The following is a 22,595-nucleotide window of genomic DNA, read 5'->3' as shown; positions in this document are numbered from 1 at the left end:
ACCAGAATGAGTCACGGCTTCGAGACGCTCGCCATCCACGCCGGTCAGGACCCCGAGGCCCGCACCGGCGCGGTGATACCACCGATCTACCAGACCAGCACGTACGCCCAGGACGCCGTCGGCGCACCTCGCCTCGGCTACGAGTACAGCCGCTCCGGCAACCCGACCCGTGACGCGCTCCAGGAGTGCCTGGCGGCGCTGGAGGGCGGGCCGGTCGGGCTCGCCTTCGCCAGCGGCCTTGCGGCGGAGGACACCCTGCTGCGGGCCGTGTGCCAGCCCGGTGACCACGTGGTGATCCCGGACGACGCGTACGGCGGCACGTACCGGCTCTTCGCCCGGGTCGCGCAGCGCTGGGGCCTGGAGTTCAGCCCGGCCAAGGTCTCCGACCCGGACGCGGTCCGGGCGGCGGTGCAGCCCGGCCGTACGAAGATCGTCTGGGTGGAGACGCCGACCAATCCGCTGCTCGGCATCGCCGACATCGCCGCCCTGGCCGCCGTGGCACATGACGCGGGCGCCCTGCTGGTGGTGGACAACACCTTCGCCTCGCCGTACCTCCAGCAGCCGATCGCCTTCGGCGCGGACGTGGTGGTGCACTCGACCACCAAGTACGTCGGCGGGCACTCCGACGTGGTCGGTGGCGCCCTCGTCGTCGCCGACGCCGGGCTCGGCGAGGAGTTGCGCTACCACCAGAACGCGATGGGCGCGATCAACGGGCCGTTCGACGCCTGGCTCACCCTGCGCGGCATCAAGACCCTCGGGGTACGCATGGATCGGCACTGCGACAACGCCGAGCGGCTCGCCGCGTACCTCGACGGTCACGCCAAGGTCGCCCAGGTGCTCTATCCGGGGCTGCCCTCGCACCCCGGTCACGAGGTGGCCGCCAAGCAGATGCGCCGGTTCGGCGGCATGATCTCGTTCCGCGCCGCCGGTGGTGAGGACCACGCCGTCGAGATCTGCAACCGGGCCAAGCTCTTCGTGCTCGCCGAGTCGCTGGGTGGTGTGGAATCCCTGATCGAGCACCCGGGTCGGATGACACACGCAAGTGCTGCCGGCTCGCCGCTTGAAGTTCCCGGCGATCTCGTGCGACTGTCTGTCGGCATCGAGACGGTCGACGACCTACTCGCCGATCTGGAGCAGGCGCTGGGCTGACCGCTGGGGAGGGATGGCCGTGCAGGACATCATGGCGACCTGGGTCGGAGCGACCGCCAAGCAGATCGCCCGGGGCGTACGTCGAGGTGACGTCTCGGCGACCCAGGTCGTCGCCGACCACCTTGAGTACATCTCCCGAGCCGACCGTGAGCTGGCCGCGTTCCGCGCCGTTCGCGGCGGTGAGGCGATCACCGAGGCGGAGAAGGTCGACGAGCAGGAGGACCTGGCCAACCTGCCGCTGGCCGGGGTTCCGGTGGCGGTCAAGGAGAACACAGCGGTCGCCGGCCTGCCCACCTGGAACGGGTCGGCCGCCGCCCGCACCGACGTGTCGGAGGCCGACCACGAGGTGGTGCGTCGGCTGCGCGGCGCCGGTGCGGTGATCCTCGGCGTGACCCGAATGCCGGAGCTGGGGCTGTGGGCGCTCACCGACGACGACAGCGCGGTGACCCGTAACCCGTGGGACAGCACGCGTACCCCCGGTGGATCCTCCGGTGGTGCCGCCGCAGCGGTCGCGGCCGGGCTGGTGCCGATGGCGCACGCGAACGACGGTCTCGGCTCGATCCGGATTCCGGCGGCCTGCTGCGGACTCGTCGGGCTCAAGCCGGGTCGGGGCGTGGTCCCCTGCCAGCTCGGGGCGGACGACTGGTTCGGCCTCACCGAGCACGGCATGTTGACCAGCACGGTCGCCGACGCGGCGGTCGGCTTCTCGGTGCTCGCCGGCCGGCGTCCCGAGAAGCTGGTCCCCCCGCAGCGGCTGCGGGTGGGTGTCTCGCTGCGCTCCCCGGTGCGTGGTGTCGCACCGGACGCGCCCAACCGGGACGCGGTCGCCGCCGCCGGTCGGCTCCTCGCCGCCGCCGGGCACGACACCGTGCCCGCCGATCCGGTCTACCCCACCGCGCTCGGCCTGCAGGGCATCGCCACCTGGTTCGCCGCTGCCGCGACCGACGTCCGGGCCTCCGGTCTGGACCGGCGTGGGCTGCAACGGCGTACCCGGCGACACGTCGCACTCGGCGAGTGGGCGCAGCGTCGCGGCTACGTGCGGGAGGCGGACCGGGCCGCCTGGCGGCAACGGTCCATCGACTTCTTCACCGACCACTCGGTCGACCTGCTCCTCACCCCGGCGCTGGCCAGCGCGCCACCGGAGGCGGCCCGCTGGTCGGAGCGGTCCTGGCGGGCGAACATGACAGCCAACATCCGGTACGCCCCGTACGCCGCACCCTGGAACATCGCCGGCCTGCCGGCGGTCGTCGTGCCGGTCGGCCGCCGCCCCGACGGTCTGCCGGTCGCCGTGCAGCTGGTCGGTCCGCCCGGCTCGGAGCTGCTGCTGCTCGGTGTGGCCGGGCAGTTCGAGATGGCCGCCCCGTGGACGCGCCACGCCCCCGGTTATCCCCGCGTCGAGACGGGGTCGACGGCCACGGCGTGATCGTCTCCCGCACGCCTCGCACCGGTGTCGCCGCAGGGTGCCCCGGGGGCGAATGGCACGATCGGGGCATGACGGAACTGGTCGGTCTCGACGACGTGCGGGCCGCACGGGAGTTGCTCGCTGGCGTCACCCGCACCACCCCACTCGAGCCCTCCCGGCCGCTCAGCGCGGCGCTGGGCGGGCCGACGTGGCTCAAGTGCGAGAACGTGCAGCGCGCCGGCTCGTACAAGGTGCGGGGCGCGTACGTGCGGATCTCCCGGTTGTCGGCCGCGGAGCGGGAGCGCGGGGTGGTCGCGGCGAGCGCGGGCAACCACGCGCAGGGCGTGGCTCTCGCCGCCGGCCTGGTCGGCACGCACGCCACCGTCTTCATGCCGGTCAACGCGCCGCTGCCGAAGGTGGCCGCCACGAAGGGGTACGGCGCGCAGGTCGAGTTGGCCGGGAACACGGTCGACGAGTCGCTGGTCGCGGCGCACACGTACGCCGAGCGCACCGGCGCGGTGCTGATCCACCCGTTCGACCACCCTGATGTGATCGCCGGGCAGGGCACTGTGGCGCTGGAGATCCTCGAACAGTGCCCGGACGTGAAGACGATCATCACCGGGGTGGGTGGCGGCGGTCTGATCTCGGGCATGGCGGTGGCCGTCAAGGCGTTGCGTCCGGACGTCCGGATCATCGGCGTGCAGGCGGCCGGAGCGGCGGCGTTCCCGCCCTCACTGGTGGCCGGGGAACCGGTCCGGCTGCCCATCTTCTCCACCATCGCCGACGGCATCGCGGTCGGCCGGCCGGGCGAGATCACCTTCAACCACGTGCGCAAGCTGGTCGACGAGATCGTCACGGTCTCCGAGGAGGACATCTCCCGGGCCCTGCTGATGCTGCTGGAGCGGGGCAAGCAGGTTGTCGAGCCGGCCGGTGCGGTCGGTGTGGCCGCGCTGCTGGCCGGTGTGGTCGAGGTGGAGACGCCGGTGGTCGCGGTGCTCTCCGGCGGCAACATCGACCCGCTGCTGATGATGCGGGTGATCGAGCACGGGTTGGCCGCGGCGGGCCGCTACCTGCGGGTGACCGTGCGCTGTTCGGATCGGCCGGGGCAGCTCGCGTCGCTGCTCAGCCAGATCGCCGAGCACCGGGCCAACGTGGTGGACGTGGAACACCAACGGGCGAACCCGCACCTCAGCCTCGGCGAGGTGGAGGTGGCGCTTTCGGTGGAGACCCGTGGTGTCGAGCATTCGGACACCCTGATCAGCGCCCTGCGGGCCAGCGGCTACCAGGTGGTCTTCGCGGCCGAGGCGTGACACCTGTGGGTGCCACGCCTCGGATGCGCAGTGTGTCGGCAGCGGGGTGCCGGCGTCGGTCGACCCGGTCGGAAGCGGGTGACGCGATCGGCGACGGTCAGCCGGAGAACGGCTCGAAGCTGACCACCGTCACCTTGATGTCGGCCCCGCTGGGGGCCGTGTAGGTGCAGGTCTGGCCGGCGCGGCCGCCCAGGATCGCCTTGCCCAGCGCGGACTCGGGGCTGTAGACGGTCAGGTCGGTGGTGGCGGCGATCTCCCGGGAACCGAGCAGGAAGGTCTCGGTGTCGTTCGTGTCGTCGTCGAAGTAGATCGTCACCACCATGCCGGGCGACACCGCGTCCGCCGTCGGTGCCGCGCCGACCTTCGCGGTGCGCAGCAGCTCCTGGAGGTAGCGGATGCGGCCCTCGGCCTTGCCCTGCTCCTCGCGGGCGGCGTGGTAGCCGCCGTTCTCCTTCAGGTCGCCCTCCTCGCGCCGAGCGTTGATCTCGGCTGCGATCGCCGGGCGGTTGGCGATGTGCTCGTCGAGCTCGGCCTGGAGGCGGTCGTGCGCGTCCTGGGACAGCCAGGTGGCGGGCGCCTCGTTGCCAGTGGACACAGGCGTTCTCCTCAGTTGTGCGTGGCTGGCTGACAGGTGAACTACCAAGTTACCAGTGCGGTACGACACAGCGTGTCGGCCATCACCGCCGGTGTCCGGATCACACACCGGGGGTGAACGCCCCGTCAGCCCCGCTTCTGGTGCTGTTTGGGCAGGTCAGGAAGGTGCTCGGCAGCGCAGGACCTCACCGATGAACGGCCGCGCGGTGGTCGTCAGGCGGTGCCGGGTCGTGACGTGCCGATCCCCGGGATCGGCGGTCACGGTGACCTGTTCGCGGCCGACCTCGGCGCCGGCACGGTCCCGCGCGCGCAGCACGCAGACCGCTGACCCACCGGACGGGACCGTCACCCGAAAGTCGATAAGCACCTGCTTGTCCGTGATGTCGGTGTAGGTGATCACCTGGGCGTCGTAGACCGGGTCGCCGTACTGGCGGTAGAGCCGTACCGAGATCACGGTCAGCGTCGCGACGAGCGCCAACAGCGCCAGCGCGGCCATCAGCGTACGGCGGCGCTTTCCGCCCGGTGCCCGACGGCGGCCGTAGCGTCCGGCCGGGAATACCGGCGCGCCTGGTGAAATTGTGGCGTGCGTCTCGGTCACCGGCGGGTATCTCCTGGCGTTGTTGTCGGCGGCATCGGCAAGAATGACAGAGCCCCATCCTCCCACCCGGTCCAGCGGCAGGAATGGCAGGTCATGCCCGGCGCTGGTGGCCGGTGACAGGGCGCGGTGAGGAAAGATCCCGGCAGGTCAGCCGGTCGAGCCCGGTCGGGTCCACCGTCCGGCACAGACGAGGAGCGCCGAAGTTGGCAGAGCAACTGCGTCTCATGGCCGTGCACGCGCACCCGGACGACGAGTCGAGCAAGGGCGCGGCGACGACGGCGAAATATGTCGCTCAGGGGGTGGACGTCCTGGTCGTGACGTGCACCGGTGGCGAGCGCGGGAGCGTGCTCAACCCCAAGCTCGACCGACCCGACGTGTGGGCGAACATCGGCGAGATCCGGCGTGCCGAGATGGACGCCGCACGGGCGATCCTCGGCGTCGACCAGGCCTGGCTGGGCTTCGTCGACTCGGGTCTGCCTGAGGGCGATCCGCTGCCGCCGCTGCCCGAGGGCTGTTTCGCCCTCCAGGACGTCGAGGTCGCAGCGGGCCCGCTGGTGCGATTGATGCGCGAGTTCCGTCCGCACGTGGTGACCACGTACGACGAGGAGGGTGGCTACCCGCACCCGGACCACATCATGTGCCACAAGGTGAGCGTGGCCGCGTTCGAGGCCGCCGGTGACCCGGAGCGCTACCCGGAGCTGGGCGCGCCCTGGCAGCCGCTGAAGCTCTACTACGACATCGGCTTTTCCAAGGGCAAGATCATGGCCTTGCACGAGGGCATGCTGGCCGCCGGTCTGGAGTCGCCCTACGAGGAGTGGCTCAAGCGGTGGGAGGACCGCCCCGACAAGGGCCCGCGGATCACCACCCGGGTCGAGTGCGCCGAATACTTCCCGGTCCGCGATGACGCGCTGCGCGCCCACGCCACCCAGGTCGACCCGGACGGCTTCTGGTTCCACGTGCCGATGGAGCTCCAGCGGCGCGCCTGGCCGACCGAGGATTACGAGCTGGCGCGCTCGATGGTCGACAGCCCGCTGCCAGAGTCCGATCTCTTCGCCGGGGTGCGGGAGACGGCGCACGCGCGCTGATTCCCGACGGGGCTACCCTGATTACCAACCGCACATCGGAGGAACGCCATGCTGACCGCTGCCCAGGTGCTCGCGGAGAACAACTTCGGGGACACCCGCACGGGTGGTCTGGCCGGGCCGATGGGCCTGTTCCTCATCCTGCTGCTGGCCACCGCGACCATTCTGCTGATCCGCAACATGAACGCTCGGCTGCGCCGTCTGCCGGAGCGTTTCCCCACACAGTCCGGGCCGACCGACCCGACCAGGGCCGATGCGGCAGTCGTCGATCCGACAGACGGGACCGGGGGGCGTGATTCATCCACGCCCGCTCCCAACGGGCACCAGCAGCACCTGAACGGGTAGTCCGCGCGTGAATCACGCCGAACCGGGTGGTCGCCCCCTGTTGCGACCACCCGGTTTGGCTTAGCCTTCCGCCGGGGGGACCAAAAGTCTCCGAGCCGTGTGCGGGAGGGGGCGCCGATGACCAGCACAGCACCGGCCGCCCACCGCGACGTCGGTCGGTCGGCTGACGGGGGAGGTCGATGACCTCCGGTCCGGCCGACGACCCGTTCGATCGGCTCGGGGTGCGTGGCACACCGGGCCGGGTGCTCGTGCTCACCGCCGCCGTCACGCTGACCGCCCTGGCCGCCGCCGCGGTCGGGCTGACCCTCCCGGTCCGGCTGCCGGCCGACGACCCCCTCGGCGGTCCGGCCCGTTTCGGCATCGCCGTCGCCGTCCTGGCCCTCGCCCAGCTCGCCCGGCTGCGATTCCGCTCGGCCGCCGGCATGGTCAGCATCACCTGGGGCGAGGCGGCCCTGATCGTCTGTCTCTACCTGACTCCCGCCGGCTGGCTCCCGTCCGCCACGCTGCTCGGCACCGGGCTGGCCTGGACGCTGCTGTCACTGCACAGCGATCGCCGTCCGGCCCTGGAGATCGTCCGGATCGCCGCTTCGCTGGCCGCCGCGTCCGCACTGGCCGTCTCCGTGACCACCGCGCTCGGGCGGCCCCTGCTCTCGCCACCCACCCCGATCCTGGCGCTGGCCGTGATCGCCGGTTCGGTGACGTACCTCCTGGTGACCGCCTGGCTGGGCGGCGTGACGCTGGGTCTGCGGCACGGGCTGCCGATCGGGCCGCCGCTGCTCGCCGCACTGCGTGGCAAGCTGCTGATGTTCGTCGGCAACGTGGCGGTCGGCCTCGTGGTCGTCGCCCTTCTGGAACTCGACCCGCGCTGGTTGCTGTTGCTACCGCCGCTGCTGTGGCTGTTGCAGCAGACCTACCGTTACCGGCTGCGCTCCGATCAGGAGCGGCGCACCTGGCGTGCCTTCGCCGAGGCCACCGCGGCCCTCAACCAGCTCGACGAGCGGGGCGTGGCCAGCGCGGCGGTCACCGGGGCGCTGACCCTGTTCAACGCCGAGCTGGTGGACGTCGACGTGGCCCGGGCCGACGGCCGGTGGCACCGCTACCGGGGCGACGCCGGAGGTCAACTGGTCGACCGGGAGACCAGCCCGCCGGACCAGTCGGAGCCGGACGAGCACGAGCTGAGCCGGGCGCTGTCGGTCGGCGCCACGCCGGTCGGTCGGCTGCGGGTGCGGTTCCCCCGCTCGGCCCCACCCACTGCCCGGGAACGTGACGCGGTGGCCGCGTTCGGCGACGCCCTCGCCGCCGCCCTGCACGACGCCGCGACCCACCACGAGCTGCGGCTGGTGACAGCCCGTTCGTCGTACGAGGCGGTGCACGACCCGCTCACCGGGCTCGCCAACCGGGCGGCGATGCTGAGCAAGGGCGACCAGTCGCTGCGACAGCTCGGCCACGACCACCCGGTGGCGCTGTTGCTGCTGGACATCAACCAGTTCAAGGAAGTCAACGACACCCTCGGTCACGCGGCGGGTGACCAGCTGCTGCGACTGACCGCGAACCGGCTCAACGCGCTGGTCCGCGCCGGTGACCTGCTCGGTCGACTCGGTGGCGACGAGTTCGCCCTGCTGCTCACGGCGGTGCCGGTGCTCGGCGACCGGTCCGCCCCGATGGCCCACGCGTTACGTCAGGCCCGCGAGATCGCCGAACGGCTGGCCGCACCGACCGAGGTGGCCGGCGTACGGATGTCCATCGAGGTCTCGGTCGGGGTGGTGGTGGCCGCTGCGGGCACCGCGGACCTGACCGAGCTGCTGCGCCGGGCCGACATCGCGATGTACCAGGCCAAGGAGGGCGGGGGCAACGTCGCCGCGTACGACGGCGCACGCGACGCGGCCAGCACCGACCAGCTCGCCCTGCTGGCCGAGCTGCGTGAGGCGTTGACGGTCGACGATCAGCTGGTGCTGGCGTTGCAGCCGGCTGTCGACCTGGCCACGGGTGCTCCCACCGGGGTGGAGGCGCTGATCCGTTGGCAGCACCCCAGGCGTGGGTGGCTGAACCCGGCCGACTTCATCCGGCCGGTGGAGAACAGCGAGCAGCTCGGCGCCTTCACCCGCTACGTGCTGAACAAGGCGCTCAGCGTGGCCGCCGGTTGGGCCCGGGACGGGCTGGACGTGCCGATCTCGGTCAACCTCTCGGCGCGCAGCCTGCTCGACCCCCGGTTGCCGGCGGAGATCGCCGAGGCGTTGCGCCGCCACCAGGTGCCGCCGCACCGGCTCGTTCTGGAGATCACCGAGACGGTGGTGATGAGCGAGCTGGAGGTCATCGACGAGGTGCTGGCGACGCTCCGGTCGATGGGCGTGCAACTCGCCGTCGACGACTTCGGCACCGGCTTCTCGTCACTGACCTTCCTCACCCGGATCGCTGTGGACGAGTTGAAGGTGGACCGTTCCTTCGTCATCCGGATGGCCGACTCGCCGGAGGCCGCCGCGATCGTCCGGACGACCGTCGGCCTCGCTCACGAGCTGGGGTTGCGGGTGGTCGCCGAAGGGGTGGAGACCGCCGAGCAGCGAATGGCCCTGGCCGAGCTGGGCTGCACCTCCGCGCAGGGCTACCACTTCTTCAAGCCCATGCCGGCGGACAAGATCGGCGCGGTGCTGGGGTCGCTGCGCGACTCGGCGGAGTCGAACGTGTTCCGGCTCCGCGCCGACGGCGCGTCCTGACCGTCCGGGTGGAGCCCGCGCGGTCCGCGTCGGGGCTGGCTATGGTCGTCAGGTGAACCGACTCGCCGAGGCCACCAGTCCGTACCTGCTCCAGCACGCCGACAACCCGGTCGACTGGTGGCCCTGGTCGGACGAGGCGTTCGCCGAGGCGAAGCGGCGGGATGTTCCGGTGCTCATCTCGGTGGGCTACGCGGCCTGCCACTGGTGCCACGTCATGGCGCACGAGTCGTTCGAGAACCAGCAGGTCGGCGCCCTGATGAACGACAACTTCGTGTCGATCAAGGTGGATCGTGAGGAACGCCCGGACGTGGACGCGGTCTACATGACCGCCACCCAGGCGATGACCGGCCAGGGCGGTTGGCCGATGACCGTCTTCGCCACCCCGGACGGCACCCCGTTCTTCTGCGGCACCTACTTTCCCCGACCCAACTTCGTCCAGTTGCTCCAGTCGGTCGCCACCGCCTGGCGGGAGCAGCGCGAGGCGGTGCTGGGCCAGGGCGCCGCCGTGGTCGAGGCGATCGGCGGCGCGCAGGCCGTGGGCGGCCCCACCGCGCCGCTGGACGCCCCGCTGCTCGACGCGGCGGCTGCGAAGCTGGCCAGCGAGTACGACGCCACGAACGGCGGGTTCGGTGGCGCCCCGAAGTTTCCGCCGCACATGAACCTGCTCTTCCTGCTGCGCCACCACCAGCGCACCGGCGACCCGGGCAGCCTGGAGATCACCCGGCACACGGCCGAGGCGATGGCCCGGGGCGGCATCTACGACCAGCTCGCGGGCGGCTTCGCCAGGTATTCGGTGGACGCGCACTGGACGGTGCCGCACTTCGAGAAGATGCTCTACGACAACGCGCTGCTGCTGCGGCTCTACACCCAGCTGTGGCGACTCACCGGTGACCCGCTGGCCCGCCGGGTGGCCCGCGACACCGCCCGGTTCCTCGCCGACGAGCTGCACCGGCCCGGGCAGGGGTTCGCGTCCGCACTGGATGCCGACACCGACGGCGTCGAGGGGCTCACCTACGCCTGGACGCCCGCGCAGCTCGTGGAGGCGTTGGGCGAGGAGGACGGCCGGTTCGCCGCCGACCTGTTCACCGTCACCGACGACGGCACCTTCGAGAAGGGCATGAGCGTGCTGCGGCTCGCTCGGGACGTGGACGACGCCGCTCCCGAGGTGCGCGTCCGCTGGCAGCAGGTGATCGGGCGACTCCTCGCCGCCCGGGACACCCGCCCCCAGCCGGCCCTCGACGACAAGGTGGTGGCCGCCTGGAACGGCCTGGCGATCACCGCCATCGCCGAGTTTCAGCAGGTCGCCGCCGTGTACGCGTCCCCGAAGGACGAGGACGCCAACCTGATGGACGGCGTCACCATCGTCGCCGACGGGGCGATGCGCCAGGCGGCCGAGCACCTGGCCACCGTGCACCTGGTGGACGGCCGGCTGCGCCGGGTCTCCCGGGACGGCAAGGTCGGCGAGCCGGCCGGTGTCCTGGAGGACTACGGCTGCGTTGCCGAGGCCTTCTGCGCGCTGCACCAACTCACCGGTGAGGGCCGCTGGCTGACCCTGGCCGGCGAGCTGCTGGACACCGCCCTGGCGCACTTCGCCGCGCCAGGTGGCGCCTTCTACGACACCGCCGACGACGCCGAGCGGCTGGTCGCTCGGCCGGCCGACCCGACCGACAACGCCACCCCGTCCGGCCGCTCGGCGTTGATCGCCGGGCTGGTGGCGTACTCGGCGCTGACCGGGGAGACGCGCTACCGGGAAGCCGCCGAAGCGGCCCTCGGCACTGTCGCGCCGATCGTCGGTAAGCACCCCCGGTTCACCGGGTACGCGGCAACCGTCGGCGAGGCGCTGCTCTCCGGGCCGTACGAGATCGCCGTGGTCACCGACGACCCGGCCGGCGACCCCCTGGTGGCCGCCGCCCGCCGGCACGCGCCGCCCGGAGCGGTGGTCGTCGCCGGGCGTCCGGACCAGCCGGGTGTGCCGCTGCTCGCCGACCGTCCGCTGGTCGAGGGGCGGTCCGCCGCGTACGTCTGCCGGGGTTTCGTCTGCCAGCGGCCGGTAACCTCGGTCGAGGAGCTGGTAGCCGAGCTGGGTTGAGCGCACGGCCACGCCCGGTAGTCGCCCGCTCCGCCCGCCGGGTGGTCCCGCCAGCGCTTCCAAGGCGGGTCGCCGGCCCTCCCGGTGGGCCCGTCGGCGGCCCGGATAGGCTGGCCGCGCTATGGATTCCCGTACCGGTCTGCCAGTTGTCGGCATGGTGGGTGGCGGCCAGTTGGCCCGAATGACCCACCAGGCCGCGATCGCCCTCGGCCAGTCACTGCGTGTGCTCGCGACAGCCCCTGACGACGGCGCGGCGCTGGTCGCCGCCGACGTCCAGTACGGCGACCACACCGACCTGGCCGCGCTGCGCACCTTCGCCAAGGGCTGCGACGTCGTCACCTTCGACCACGAGCACGTACCTTCCGAGCACATCCGCACGCTGGCGGCGGAAGGCGTGCCCCTCTACCCGCCGGCCGACGCCCTGCTGCACGCCCAGGACAAGCAGGTCATGCGGGAACGCCTGACCGAGCTGGGTGCGCCCAACCCAGCCTGGCGGCCGGTCGCGGAGCCCGCCGACCTCGTCGACTTCGGCGAGCAGGCCGGCTGGCCGGTGGTCCTCAAGGCGGCTCGGGGCGGGTACGACGGCCGGGGCGTCTGGATGGTCGACGACGCCGCCCAGGCCGCCGAGTTGGCGACCACGCTGCTCGCTGGCGGCACCCGGCTGATCGTCGAGGAGCGGGTGCCGCTGCGGCGGGAACTGGCCGTGCAGGTGGCCCGTTCGCCGTTCGGTCAGGTGGCCGCGTACCCCGTGGTCGAGACCGTGCAGCGCGACGGCATCAACGTGGAGGTCCTCGCCCCGGCCCCCGGCCTGGACGAGGAACTGGCGGTCTCCGCTCAGCAACTCGCCATCGACCTGGCCACCGCGCTCGGTGTGATCGGCCTGCTGGCCGTGGAGTTGTTCGAGGTGCGCGACGACGCCGGCCGACCCGCGATCGTGGTCAACGAGCTGGCGATGCGACCGCACAACTCCGGCCACTGGACCATCGAGGGTGCCCGGACTTCGCAGTTCGAGCAGCACCTGCGGGCCGTGCTGGACTACCCGATGGGTGACACCTCGCTGACCGCCCCGGTGGTGGTGTCGGCGAACGTGCTCGGCGGTGAGCCGGGCGGAATGTCGATCGACGAGCGGTTGCACCACCTCTTCGCCGCAGAGCCGGGCGCCAAGGTGCACCTGTACGGCAAGCAGGTGCGACCTGGCCGCAAGATCGGGCACGTCACAGTGCTCGGTGACGACCTGGACGACCTGCGGGCGCGGGCCGCACGCGCCGCGCGCTGGCTGCGCGAGGGCCACGAGTGAACCACGGTTTCGAATGAACCACGGGTTCGGGTGAACCACGGTTTCGGGTGAACCACGGGTTCGGGTGAACCAGGGTTTCGGGTGAACCAGGGTTTCGAGTGAACCACGGTTTCGGGAACGAGGAGAGGGCCGTAGTGAGCACTGTTGGCTTGATCATGGGCAGCGACTCGGACTGGCCGACCATGCGGGCCGCGGCCGAGGTGTTGGACGACTTCGGCGTGGCGTACGAGGTCCGGGTGATCTCGGCGCACCGGACTCCGGTCGCGATGATCGAGTACGGACGCGACGCTGCCGACCGGGGCCTCAAGGTGATCATCGCGGGGGCCGGGGGTGCCGCCGCATTGCCTGGCATGGTGGCCTCGGTGACGCCACTGCCGGTGATCGGCGTGCCGGTGCCGCTGAAGCACCTCGACGGCATGGACTCGCTGCTGTCCATCGTGCAGATGCCGGCCGGGATCCCGGTCGCCACCGTGTCGATCGGCAACGCCCGCAACGCCGGCCTGCTCGCCGTACGGATCCTCGGTGCCGCCGACGAGGGCCTGCGCGCCAAGATGGCGACCTACCAGCAGGACCTGGAGAAGCTGGTAGCAACAAAGGAAGCCGCCCTCCAAGCAACCCTGCCCCAGCCCTGACCCCCACAAGCCCCGCCCCGCCCTAGCCCTAGCCCTCGCGCCGCGACCCCCGCCCCGCTCCCGCGATCTTGCACTTTCGGTCGTTGTTCTGTGGCTTTCACGCCTTATGTCGCAACAGAAAGTGCAAGATCGCGCAAGGTCGACCGGCGAACCCGGCCCACCCCGCGCCAGCCCTCCCAAACCCGACCTCCACGGGTCGATCATGGAGTTATGGTGCCCGAAGAGATGGCATTTACGGGTTTTGCCCCCCACCACAACTCCATGATCGACGCCAGTGTGGGCGGGGGCGCGGGGGCGGGGGCGCGGGGGCGGGCGGGCGGGGGCCGCGCCGTTCACGGGCCGCGTCTACTCACCCTGGCTGTCACTCGCCCTGCCGTGACGCTCCGGTTTTATCTCATGCCGCGTAGGGCGGTCTGTAGGCGTTCCTGGGCGCGGCGGCGGCGCTCGTTGCTTGCGCCGAGCACCAGCAGCAGAATGCCCACCGGGATTAGCGCCAACCACGGGCCCAGGCTGAACAGGGCGTGGATCGCCGTGATCGCGGTGACCGACGCGCCGACGATCACCGGGGCCTGCTGTCGACTGGACGAGCCGAAGATCAGCACCGCGACCGCGCCGAGTAGCAGGAGCATCTGCCGCACCGTGCTGGACTCGGTGGCCAGCACGATCGCCAGCGTTGGCACGAAGGCCGCTACCAGCGCCGGGCCGTACGCCACCCAACTGCTCATGTCGGGCCGGTGGCGCAGCTCCAGGACGCCGACGAGGAGGGCCAGCACGGCGAACGGCAGCGTGTACGCCTCGGGCAGCGCCACGTCGGCGACTCGCATCAGGATCCACCACGCGGTGATCTCACAGACCACCACTGCCCAGAACAGGATCCGGCGTTCCACCGGTCGGCGACCGGGTCGGGTCGCCGCCACCCCGAGGACAGCGCCCCAGGCGGCCAGCAGGGCGGCGATGTGGCGGGGCGAGTCGAAGGCGAGGGCCAACGCGATCAGCGCGGCAGCGTACCCGGTCCACTCCACAGTGGAGGCTTCTCGTTGCGCCTCGGGGCGGCGCAGCCGGGGGACTGTCGCGGCGAGCACCTGTAGGACCGCGCCGACGGCGAGCACCCCGAACGCCGACCAGACCGCCGCCAGCCCGGCGACCAGGCCGACGGTGAGCACGAAGAGCTGCGCCATGAGTGAGGCGAAGAGCCAGCCGAGGATGCGCGCCCGCTGCGTGGTGCCGAACAGCGCCGCCACCGCGCCCACCCCGACGGCGCTGCCCAGGGTGAACAGGGTCATCTGCCGGTCGGCCAGGCTGCCGGCGAGCCCGGCGCTGCCACCGGCGAGGCCGATGGCGAACACCAGCACCCGGGCCAGCCGCAGTGAGCGGGCCCGCTCGACCAGCGCCGGCGGTGGGGTCAGTGCGAGACCGAGCATCGCGATGGTGAAGACGGAGAGCGCGGCGACGGTGCTGGCGGGCCAGCCCTGGCCCAGCGCGATGGGCGCGATCAGCAGCGTGACGGCCGCACCGGGCAGCACCACCGGCACGGCCCGGGAACGCCGCCCGCCGCTGAACCCGGTGGCGGCCAGCGCGGCGGTCGCGGTGAGCAGCAACGCCGTCAGCACGTGGGTCGGGTTGACCACGTCGGGTGGAGGGGTGAGCAGCTCCGGCGGCGGGCCCTGCCAGATCCGGGTCAGTGTGCGGTGCGGCTCGACCAGGGCGGTGACCAGTGCGGGTGCAATCGAGGCGAGCGCCAGGGCGGTCGGCAGCGCCGCCGCCGCCAACGCGCCCGCGGCCGGATTGACCCGCCACCGCCGTCGTTCCGCGTCGTCGGGCAGCCGCCGCAGGGCGCCGTCGAGTCGGACCGCCCAGCGCCGGACCGGCTGGGCCGCGCCGGTGGGCGGCACGGTGGCCGCGCGGATCAGCTCGGCCAGTACGCCGAGCAGGGCGGCGGCGGCCGCGTACACGCCGGCGGCGAGGCCGGTGGGGATGGCGGCGAGGGCGCTGATGGTGGCCCCGCCGACGACCGCCACGCTGACCCAGGGCAGATATTGCGGCACCAGTCGGCGGACCGCTGCCACGGCGGCCAGGCCGAGGCTGGTCGCGGCCAGCGCGGCGGTCAGCACCACCTGCGCCGAGTGGTCGAACTCGGCGGACAGTGCCGCCACCGCACCCGGGAGGGCCAGCAGGGCGGCACCGATCGCCGCGCCGCCGATCTGCGCCAGGTGCGGCGGCATGCCCTCGGTGTCGATGTCGGCGACCTGTGGACCTGCGAGGACGCGGGCCAGCGTGGCCACCACCACGCCGATCAGCGCGATGCTGCCCAGAGCCAGGGCCGTGGTCCACGGGCGGACCAGTCCGGCTCCGGCGGCGTGCAGCGCGACGACCCCGGCCACAGTGGCCCGGGACAACCCGGCGCGTGCCTCCTCCGTGGCCACTGCGGCCATACCGAACACGGTGGCGACCATTCCGCCGACCAGCACCGGTGACCACCAGGCCAGATCGAATGCGGCCGGTGCGCCGATCGTGGCGAGCACCACCGCCACACCGGACACGTCCCAGCGCCACGGCGGCGGGAGCAGGATGCCGGCGGCGAGGGCCAGCAGTGCCAGCGCGACCGGCGCCTGCCAGGTGGCACCGCCGACGGGGGCGGCCGGCCAGCCGCTCAGGTCGCCCCTCCAGATCGGGCCGGGGGTGGCCAGCACGCCGACCCCGCCGCGCACCGCCGACCAGCCGGCGAGGACGCCGATCAGGACGCCGCCGACGGTGAGGCCGAGGATCGGACCGCGTCGCCACTCCTCCGGCATGCTGCGGGCGGCCACGGCGACCACCAGGAGCAGGGCGGCGGCCACCGCCAGCTGCCCGCCGGGGGCGAGCACCGCCCCGATCCGTACCAGCGTGGCGATCAGGGCGGTGGTGACCGCCGCGGCGGCCAGGTCCGAGCCGTCGAGGGTGAGATCGGCTCGACGGCCGGCGTCGATGGAGGGGGCCAGGAAGAGCAGCACCGCCGCGACCAGCAGGAGAGCGCCCACCCAGGCGTCGGCGACGGTCGCGCCGGGCGCCCCGAACGCGGCGGCGGTGACCATCAGCGCGCCCAGCCCGGTGCCGACCGACAGCGGAACGGGGATGTGGCGCTGGGAGACCTGCACGACGGCTGCGTAGCCCAGTGTCACGCAGACCGCCAGGAAGCTGGCCGCCAGGATCGGAACGGTCACCTCGCGCAGGCTCGCCGGGGTGAGGAGCGGGTCGTTCGGCATGGTCGCGGCCACGAACGCCGCCACCGCCCCGGGCAGCGCGAACGCGGCCCCACCGGCGGCCCAGGCGGTGACCGTCTCGGAGGCGGCCGAGGCGATCCGGATCCGGGGTGCCAGCGTGACCAGCGTGCCGGCCGCGAACAGGGTGATCAGGACCGCGGCGGTGAGGGTGGGGCTGGCCAGGCTGGCACCCGCGCCGAACAGGCCGACCACGGCCGCCCCGATGGCGTGCGCCACAGCGGCTCGGTCGGTGCGGGCGGACAGCCCGATGACCCCGATGCCGATCGCGGTGATCACCATTGGCCAGGGTGCCGTCGCCCAGCCGAGACCGAACGAGGCTGGAACGGCGAGCGCGGTCAGCGCCGCGCCGGCGACAGCGAACTCCCGGCGGATCTCGGTGGGCAGGGCCAGCACCGCCGCGATGGTGAGCAGGAACGCGGCACCCGCGAGCTGCCAGGTCGTCGGCCCGACGGCGGCGGCCAGCTCGCCCGGGTACCGGCTGAGGTCGGGGTTCCAGGCGGGCAGTGCCGCCCGGACCGGTGCCACCCCGGCGCGTAGCGCGCCGCCGGCGACCACCAGACCACTGACGGTCAGCGCCACCGCTGAGGCCAACTGTGGGCCACGTCGGGCCGCCTCCGGGACCGCGCGCACCGCCAGCCCGGTCACCGTGATGACCGCCGCGATCAGCAGCAGCGCCCGGCCGGGGAGTGCCACCGAGGCGATCCGGCTGAGCGAGCCGATCACCGCCAGGGTGACGATGCCGGCCGCGACGTCCGGCAGCGGCGGGCGCCGCAGCACCAACGCGCCGGCCAACCCGATCACGGCGGCCAGCAGCAGCACCAACCCGGCGCCGGTAGCGGTCGGCACGGTCTGTGCCCGCAGCAGGGCGGTGACCGCGTACGCCAGCGAGACGGCGACCGCCAGGGCGTGCAGCAACCAGGTCAGCTCACGCAGGCCGGGCACCGGCCTGGTGGGCTGCGGGTCAGTCGCGCCGCCGCTGGCGTCGATCAGCTCGGCGGCCTCCTCCGGGTCGCCCTCCGGGCGGCTCTCGGCGTCTCGTTGGCGGGGCGCGGACGGCGTGCCCGGCGATGGCAGGTCCTGCCGGACCTGGCGTTCGACGGTCACGCCGGAGCGGGCCAGGCCGAGGTCGACGAGGGCGACCAGGGCCAGCACCAGCGCCCAGCCGCCCGGGCCGGTGATCTGGTCGTACGCCAGCAGCGGCAGCACCGGCTGGGCGGCGAGCACGGTGGCGAAGCGGGGCGCGCGCAGACCGGTCCAACCGGCGTACCCGAATGCGACGGCGGCGGTGACCGCGAAGATCACCCCGGCGAAGACCGTGCCGGAGCCGCCGCCGACGCCGATCCGCTCCACCGCCCAGAGGGCGTTGCCGGCGAGCGGCACCAGCAGCAGGCCGACCGCGGCGATGGTCTCGGCGGTCGAGGTGAGCCCGCGCCGGGCCAGTGCCGGCGGGGCGAGCAGCATCAGCACGGTGGCCAGGAGCAGGATGCCGAGCCGGGCCAGCGCGTCCATCGAGCTGGTGGCCACCGCCGCGAAGACCACGGCGGCCACGCCGAGGAGCAGCGCGCCCAGCCCCAGCGGGATGTTCTGCACCTCGCGCGAGGACGCCTCCGGCGGGTGCTCCGGGTCGTCCACGTCCAGCCAGACGGCCCGGGGCGGGGGCGGCGGCGGGTCCTCCGGGGCGGGCGGAGTGCCCTGGCGGGGCACCCGGGGCGGCGCTCCCATGGTGGCAGTCGGTGGCCGTCGGCCGGGGCGGCGACGCAGCACCCGGCGTGGCCGGGTGGCCTGCTTGAGCCGCTCCTCGCTGGCGTGGGCGAGGATGTCCCGCTGGAAGAGCGCGGCCTGCATCTTGGCGGCGATCTGCCGCTGCTCGCGGGCGATGGCGGCGTCGCGCGCCTTCATCTCCGCGATCGAACGCTCGATGTCGGCCAGGTGCTCGGCCCACTGTGGTTGATCTGCCCCACAGTGCGGGCATCGAACGGCCGGCTTGATCTCCCGGCCGCACGAGGAGCATTGAAAGGTCGCCACGACACCCCTCCACCCGCACTGTGGACTCCCACTGTCGCAGCATGCCCAAAGCTGGCGCGGATTTCGACTCTTGTCGGCGGGTCCGGGGCAAACAACGACACCGGCCGGCCATCGAGATGCTCGATGGCCGGCCGGTGGGGCGTCGGTCGGGTCAGGGGCGACCCATGCCCCGGTACTCCCAGCCTGCCTGGGCCCAGAGTGCCGGGTCGAGGCAGTTGCGGCCGTCGACGACCTTGCGGCCCTTGACCAACTCGCCGAGGGCGACCGGGTCGGCGTTGCGGAAGTCGGCCCACTCGGTGAGGACGCAGACCAGGTCCGCCTCGTTGACCGCCTCGTTGATGCTGCTCTCGTACGTCAACTCGGGGACCGCGCGGCGGGCGTTCTCGGTGCCCTGCGGGTCGTACACGTGCACGTCGGCGCCGGCCTTGTGCAACAGCGCGGCGACGGCGAGCGCCGGGGCGTCGCGGACGTCGTCGGTGTTGGGCTTGAAGGTGGCGCCGAGTACGGCGATCCGGGTGCCGGAGAAGTCCGGGCCGGCCGGCCCGGAGCGGCGGCCGAGCAGGTCCGCGGCGAGCTGGAGCACCCGCGTACGCCGGCGCAGGTTGATCAGGTCGACCTCGTGGAGGAAGCGCAGCGCCTCGCCGGCGCCCAGCTCCTGGGCGCGGGCCTGGAAGGCCCGGATGTCCTTGGGCAGGCAGGCGCCTCCGAAGCCGAGGCCGGCCTGGAGGAACCGGTTGCCGATCCGCGGGTCGTAGCCGATCGCGCGGGCCAGCTGGGTGACGTCGCCACCGGAGGCCTCGCAGACCTCGGCCATCGCGTTGATGAAGGAGATCTTGGTGGCCAGGAAGGCGTTCGCGGCGACCTTGACCAGCTCGGCGGTGGAGAAGTCGGTAACCACCAGGGGCACCTCGCGGTCCTCCGTGGCGGCCAGGTCGAACACGCCCTTGTGCGCGGCGTAGAGCATGCCGTTGGCCCACTCGCTCTTGACGCCGACCACGATCCGGTTGGGTCGCAGGACGTCGTCGACGGCGAAGCCCTCCTGGAGGAACTCGGGGCTCCACGCCACCTCGACGTCCAGGTCGTTCGGGGTGTGCTTGCCGACGAGCTGCTCGACCCACTCGGCGGTGCCGACCGGCACGGTGGACTTGCCGACGATCAACGCCTTGCGGGTCAGGTGCTGCGCGAGGCTGGTGACCGATGCCTCGACGTACGACAGGTCGGCGCCCATGCCGTCGGCCCGCTGCGGGGTGCCGACGCAGATGAAGTGCACGTCACCGAACTCGGCGGTCTCGGCGATGTCGGTGCTGAACCGGAGGCGGCCGGCGGCGAGGTTGCGTCGGAGCAGCTCGTCCAGGCCGGGCTCGTGGATCGGCACCTGACCGGCGTTCAGCATCGCGATCTTGTCGGCGTCGACGTCGAACCCGAGAACCTCGTAGCCCAGTTCTGCGTAGCAGATGGCGTACGTCGCACCGAGGTAACCAGTCCCAAGGAACGTCACCCGCGGCCGGGGTGCGCCCGAGGGCGGGGTCACCGCGGCGATGGCGGGGGTCGGCTGGATGGTGGGGTAGGGGATCGTCACGCCTGTCTTCTCCGCTCGCGCTGGCGCCGCGTCGTCGCGTCGCATTCTGCTGCGGCGCCTGGGCGGGGCACCGGAGGGTGGCTCACTGTCTCAATCTCCATCATCGCTGAGCGCGTCAGGTGCGCCGTCCTGCCCATACCTACGCGCCGGTAACATCACCTGAACTGCAGTCGCTAGTCTTCAGTCTGCGCCGTCGACGGTCAGGAGTCGTCACAGACTGCGCATGATAGTGGTGAAGGGGAGGGCCGAGATGGCCGCAGGGGAGTCGTTCGACGTCTACCGGTTGCCGGAAGAGCACCAGGCGATCCGGGAAGCCGTGCGAGAGGTCTGCGCCGCGAAGGTGGCTCCGCACGCCGCGGAGGCCGACGAGACGGGGGAATTCCCCAAGGCGTCCTACGACGCGCTGCGAGCGGCCGACTTCCACGCACCGCACATCCCCGAGGAGTACGGCGGCGCGGGCGCGGACGCGCTGGCCACCGCCATCGTGATCGAGGAGGTGGCCCGTGCCTGCGCGTCGTCCTCGCTGATCCCGGCGGTGAACAAACTCGGCACCATGCCGCTCCTGTTGTCCGGTTCCGCCGACCTCAAGGCTCGCTACCTGACGCCGGTCGCGGCCGGTGAGGCGATGTTCTCGTACTGCCTCTCCGAGCCCGAGGCGGGCAGTGACGCGGCGTCCATGACCACCAGGGCGGTACGTGACGGGGATCACTGGGTGCTCAACGGTGTCAAGCGCTGGATCACCAACGCCGGGGTGTCCGAGTTCTACACCGTATTCGCCGTCACCGACCCGTCCGCCCGGTCCCGGGGCATCTCGGCCTTCGTGGTCGAGAAGTCCGATGCCGGGGTGAGCTTCGGCGCGCCGGAGAAGAAGCTCGGGATCAAGGGCTCGCCCACCCGCGAGGTCTACCTCGACAACGTGCGGATCCCGGCCGACCGGATGATCGGCGCGGAGGGCACCGGCTTCGCGACCGCGATGAAGACCCTTGACCACACCCGGGTCACCATCGCCGCGCAGGCCGTCGGGATCGCGCAGGGCGCGCTCGACTACGCGAAGGGGTACGTGGCCGAGCGCCGCCAGTTCGGCAAGGCGGTCGCCGAGTTCCAGGGGATCCAGTTCATGCTGGCCGACATGGGCATGAAGCTCGAGGCGGCCCGGCAGCTCACGTACGCGGCTGCTGGCAAGTCGGAGCGTGGCGACGCGGATCTCACCTACTTCGGCGCTGCGGCCAAGTGCTTCGCCTCCGACGCCGCCATGGAGATCACCACCGACGCGGTGCAGTTGCTGGGTGGCTACGGCTACACGCGGGACTACCCGGTCGAGCGGATGATGCGGGACGCCAAGATCACCCAGATCTACGAAGGCACGAACCAGGTGCAGCGGATCGTGATGGCCCGGCAACTATTGCAGGGCTGACCGAGGGGTTTCCGAACGCCGTTGCTCAAGCGTCAGGTGCCGGCAGTCGCCGGTGCCGGCGCGCGGCATCCCGGCGCTCGGGTAAAGGCGGGGCAGCGCCGCACCGGGCCTGATTCGGCACGTACGCACACTGATCCTCATCGATGGGTCCGCGCACGCGTCCGCCCGGATTCGGGTGTCGACGGCCAACTGGATGCCCGGCGTCGGAGGCGCCTTCGGGTGCGCCGAGCGCCTATCCCCGGCGCCACGCACGCGTGTGGCGGGCCTGTGCGACAAAGGAAACCGGCGCTAGACGCGTCGTCTCGGCCTGATCGGATCCGGCAATCGAACGGAATCGTCCGGCGGCTCACGCGTCGGCTTGTCGGCCCGGATGGTAGACGGCTTCGCGGGGGCAGTGATCCGGCGACGGTGGCGCTCTCCGTCGCGCCTCGCATTGCGCGCGTTAACAACCATTACATTGACTGTTGTCCAACCATTCGGATGCTCGGACAATGGATGATCGGTCGTTCTTTCCGCCTGTCGTGTGAGACTCGTCTCCGTGTCGGATTGTGACCACTATTTCCGTGATGAATGATTCTCCCCGTCCGGGCAGGGTGATCCTTCCGACGCGCCTCGTCCACTGTGGGCGGTGGCGTCGTCGTTGATCGGTCCGCACGGCGCAGAGAGCCCGCCGAGAATACCCCTGTACTGCATAGACGCGTCGCTGGCAACGCATTTCTGCCCGATTCCGGTCGTCCCGCCCGACCACCCGCAGGCCCGCTCGACGGAGCGCCGGCGGGCCCGTCGGCGTGCTCGGTCGACCAACCACCTGCGGAGCATTTGTCATAAATACGTCCCGGTTGGGATGGTCGACTTCAGCGGCAGGCAAGGGTCTTGACACGCTCCGTGTCTGATGGTTTTCTGTGCCTCGCTTGCGTTTACATTCATGAACGCTGTTGGGTCGCAACTTCGGGGGGGAGCGCGACGTGGGTTCAGCGTGGCTTGCCAAAATTTGCTTGACATCGACCGGGTTGCGTCCGTATTGGGCGCTCGGCTTCGGGTCGGATAGCCGATTAACGTGCAGGTGGCCGGCCGTGGCCGTGGTGGAATCCGATAGCGAGACACGCGG

At 72.0% G+C, this 22,595-nt stretch carries 14 protein-coding genes; 10 read left to right on the top strand and 4 right to left on the bottom strand.

The features are described from left to right. The first annotated feature begins 6 nt into the window (after positions 1–6). From ABZU43_RS07135 to ilvA, 3 genes are all read left to right on the top strand, one after another. Positions 7–1,149, top strand: a complete 1,143-nt coding sequence (locus ABZU43_RS07135; protein WP_355005630.1) for a cystathionine gamma-synthase — start codon at positions 7–9, stop codon at positions 1,147–1,149. A 13-nt stretch (positions 1,150–1,162) separates the two neighbouring features. Continuing rightward, positions 1,163–2,572 carry an amidase family protein gene (locus tag ABZU43_RS07130; protein ID WP_355005629.1) on the top strand — a complete coding sequence of 470 codons (1,410 nt, stop codon included), beginning with the start codon at positions 1,163–1,165 and terminating at the stop codon, positions 2,570–2,572. A 68-nt stretch (positions 2,573–2,640) separates the two neighbouring features. Then, on the top strand, positions 2,641–3,861 hold the full coding sequence (ilvA, locus tag ABZU43_RS07125; protein ID WP_355005628.1) for a threonine ammonia-lyase: 1,221 nt from the start codon (positions 2,641–2,643) through the stop codon (positions 3,859–3,861). A gap of 97 nt (positions 3,862–3,958) precedes the next feature. On the opposite strand, the gene greA is transcribed toward ilvA, so the two are convergent. Next, on the bottom strand, positions 3,959–4,456 hold the full coding sequence (greA, locus tag ABZU43_RS07120; protein ID WP_355005627.1) for a transcription elongation factor GreA: 498 nt from the start codon (positions 4,454–4,456) through the stop codon (positions 3,959–3,961). A gap of 156 nt (positions 4,457–4,612) precedes the next feature. After that, a complete protein-coding gene (locus ABZU43_RS07115; RefSeq protein ID WP_355005626.1) occupies positions 4,613–5,053 on the bottom strand; it encodes a DUF4307 domain-containing protein in 441 nt (146 codons plus the stop codon). Between the two features lie 203 nt (positions 5,054–5,256). Between ABZU43_RS07115 and mca the strand changes: the two genes are divergently transcribed. The 6 genes from mca to purE all read left to right on the top strand — a co-directional run bounded on the left by mca (position 5,257) and on the right by purE (position 13,209). After that, entirely contained in the window at positions 5,257–6,138 is an 882-nt protein-coding gene (mca, locus tag ABZU43_RS07110) for a mycothiol conjugate amidase Mca (protein WP_203126352.1), read from the top strand. A 48-nt stretch (positions 6,139–6,186) separates the two neighbouring features. Continuing rightward, positions 6,187–6,480, top strand: coding sequence for a hypothetical protein (locus ABZU43_RS07105; protein ID WP_355005625.1), 294 nt, complete (start codon positions 6,187–6,189; stop codon positions 6,478–6,480). Between the two features lie 179 nt (positions 6,481–6,659). Continuing rightward, complete coding sequence (locus tag ABZU43_RS07100) at positions 6,660–9,191, top strand: bifunctional diguanylate cyclase/phosphodiesterase (RefSeq protein WP_355005624.1); 2,532 nt, start codon at positions 6,660–6,662, stop codon at positions 9,189–9,191. Positions 9,192–9,243: 52 nt separating this feature from the next. Then, complete coding sequence (locus tag ABZU43_RS07095; RefSeq protein ID WP_355005623.1) at positions 9,244–11,280, top strand: thioredoxin domain-containing protein; 2,037 nt, start codon at positions 9,244–9,246, stop codon at positions 11,278–11,280. 121 nt (positions 11,281–11,401) lie between these two features. After that, on the top strand, positions 11,402–12,577 hold the full coding sequence (locus tag ABZU43_RS07090; protein WP_355005622.1) for a 5-(carboxyamino)imidazole ribonucleotide synthase: 1,176 nt from the start codon (positions 11,402–11,404) through the stop codon (positions 12,575–12,577). A 134-nt stretch (positions 12,578–12,711) separates the two neighbouring features. After that, the gene (gene purE, locus ABZU43_RS07085) at positions 12,712–13,209 is read left to right on the top strand and encodes a 5-(carboxyamino)imidazole ribonucleotide mutase (RefSeq protein WP_355005621.1); all 498 of its coding nucleotides are present in this window, start codon (positions 12,712–12,714) and stop codon (positions 13,207–13,209) included. A gap of 389 nt (positions 13,210–13,598) precedes the next feature. Here the strand turns inward: purE and ABZU43_RS07080 are convergent, their stop codons facing one another. Then, positions 13,599–18,494 (bottom strand): permease, encoded by a 4,896-nt coding sequence (locus tag ABZU43_RS07080; protein WP_355005620.1) that lies wholly within the window; start codon positions 18,492–18,494, stop codon positions 13,599–13,601. 151 nt (positions 18,495–18,645) lie between these two features. Continuing rightward, complete coding sequence (locus ABZU43_RS07075) at positions 18,646–20,073, bottom strand: UDP-glucose/GDP-mannose dehydrogenase family protein (RefSeq protein WP_355005619.1); 1,428 nt, start codon at positions 20,071–20,073, stop codon at positions 18,646–18,648. A 250-nt stretch (positions 20,074–20,323) separates the two neighbouring features. On the opposite strand from ABZU43_RS07075, the gene ABZU43_RS07070 reads away from it, so the two are divergent. Next, positions 20,324–21,487: an acyl-CoA dehydrogenase family protein gene (locus ABZU43_RS07070; protein ID WP_355005618.1), complete on the top strand. Its 1,164-nt coding sequence runs from the start codon at positions 20,324–20,326 to the stop codon at positions 21,485–21,487. Positions 21,488–22,595 lie beyond the last annotated feature (1,108 nt).

The sequence above is a fragment of the Micromonospora sp. NPDC005205 genome (genome assembly GCF_040608275.1).
GTDB lineage: Bacteria > Actinomycetota > Actinomycetes > Mycobacteriales > Micromonosporaceae > Micromonospora.
The sequence above is the reverse complement of the archived record's forward strand: the minus strand, read 5'-3'. Positions and strand labels throughout refer to the sequence as shown.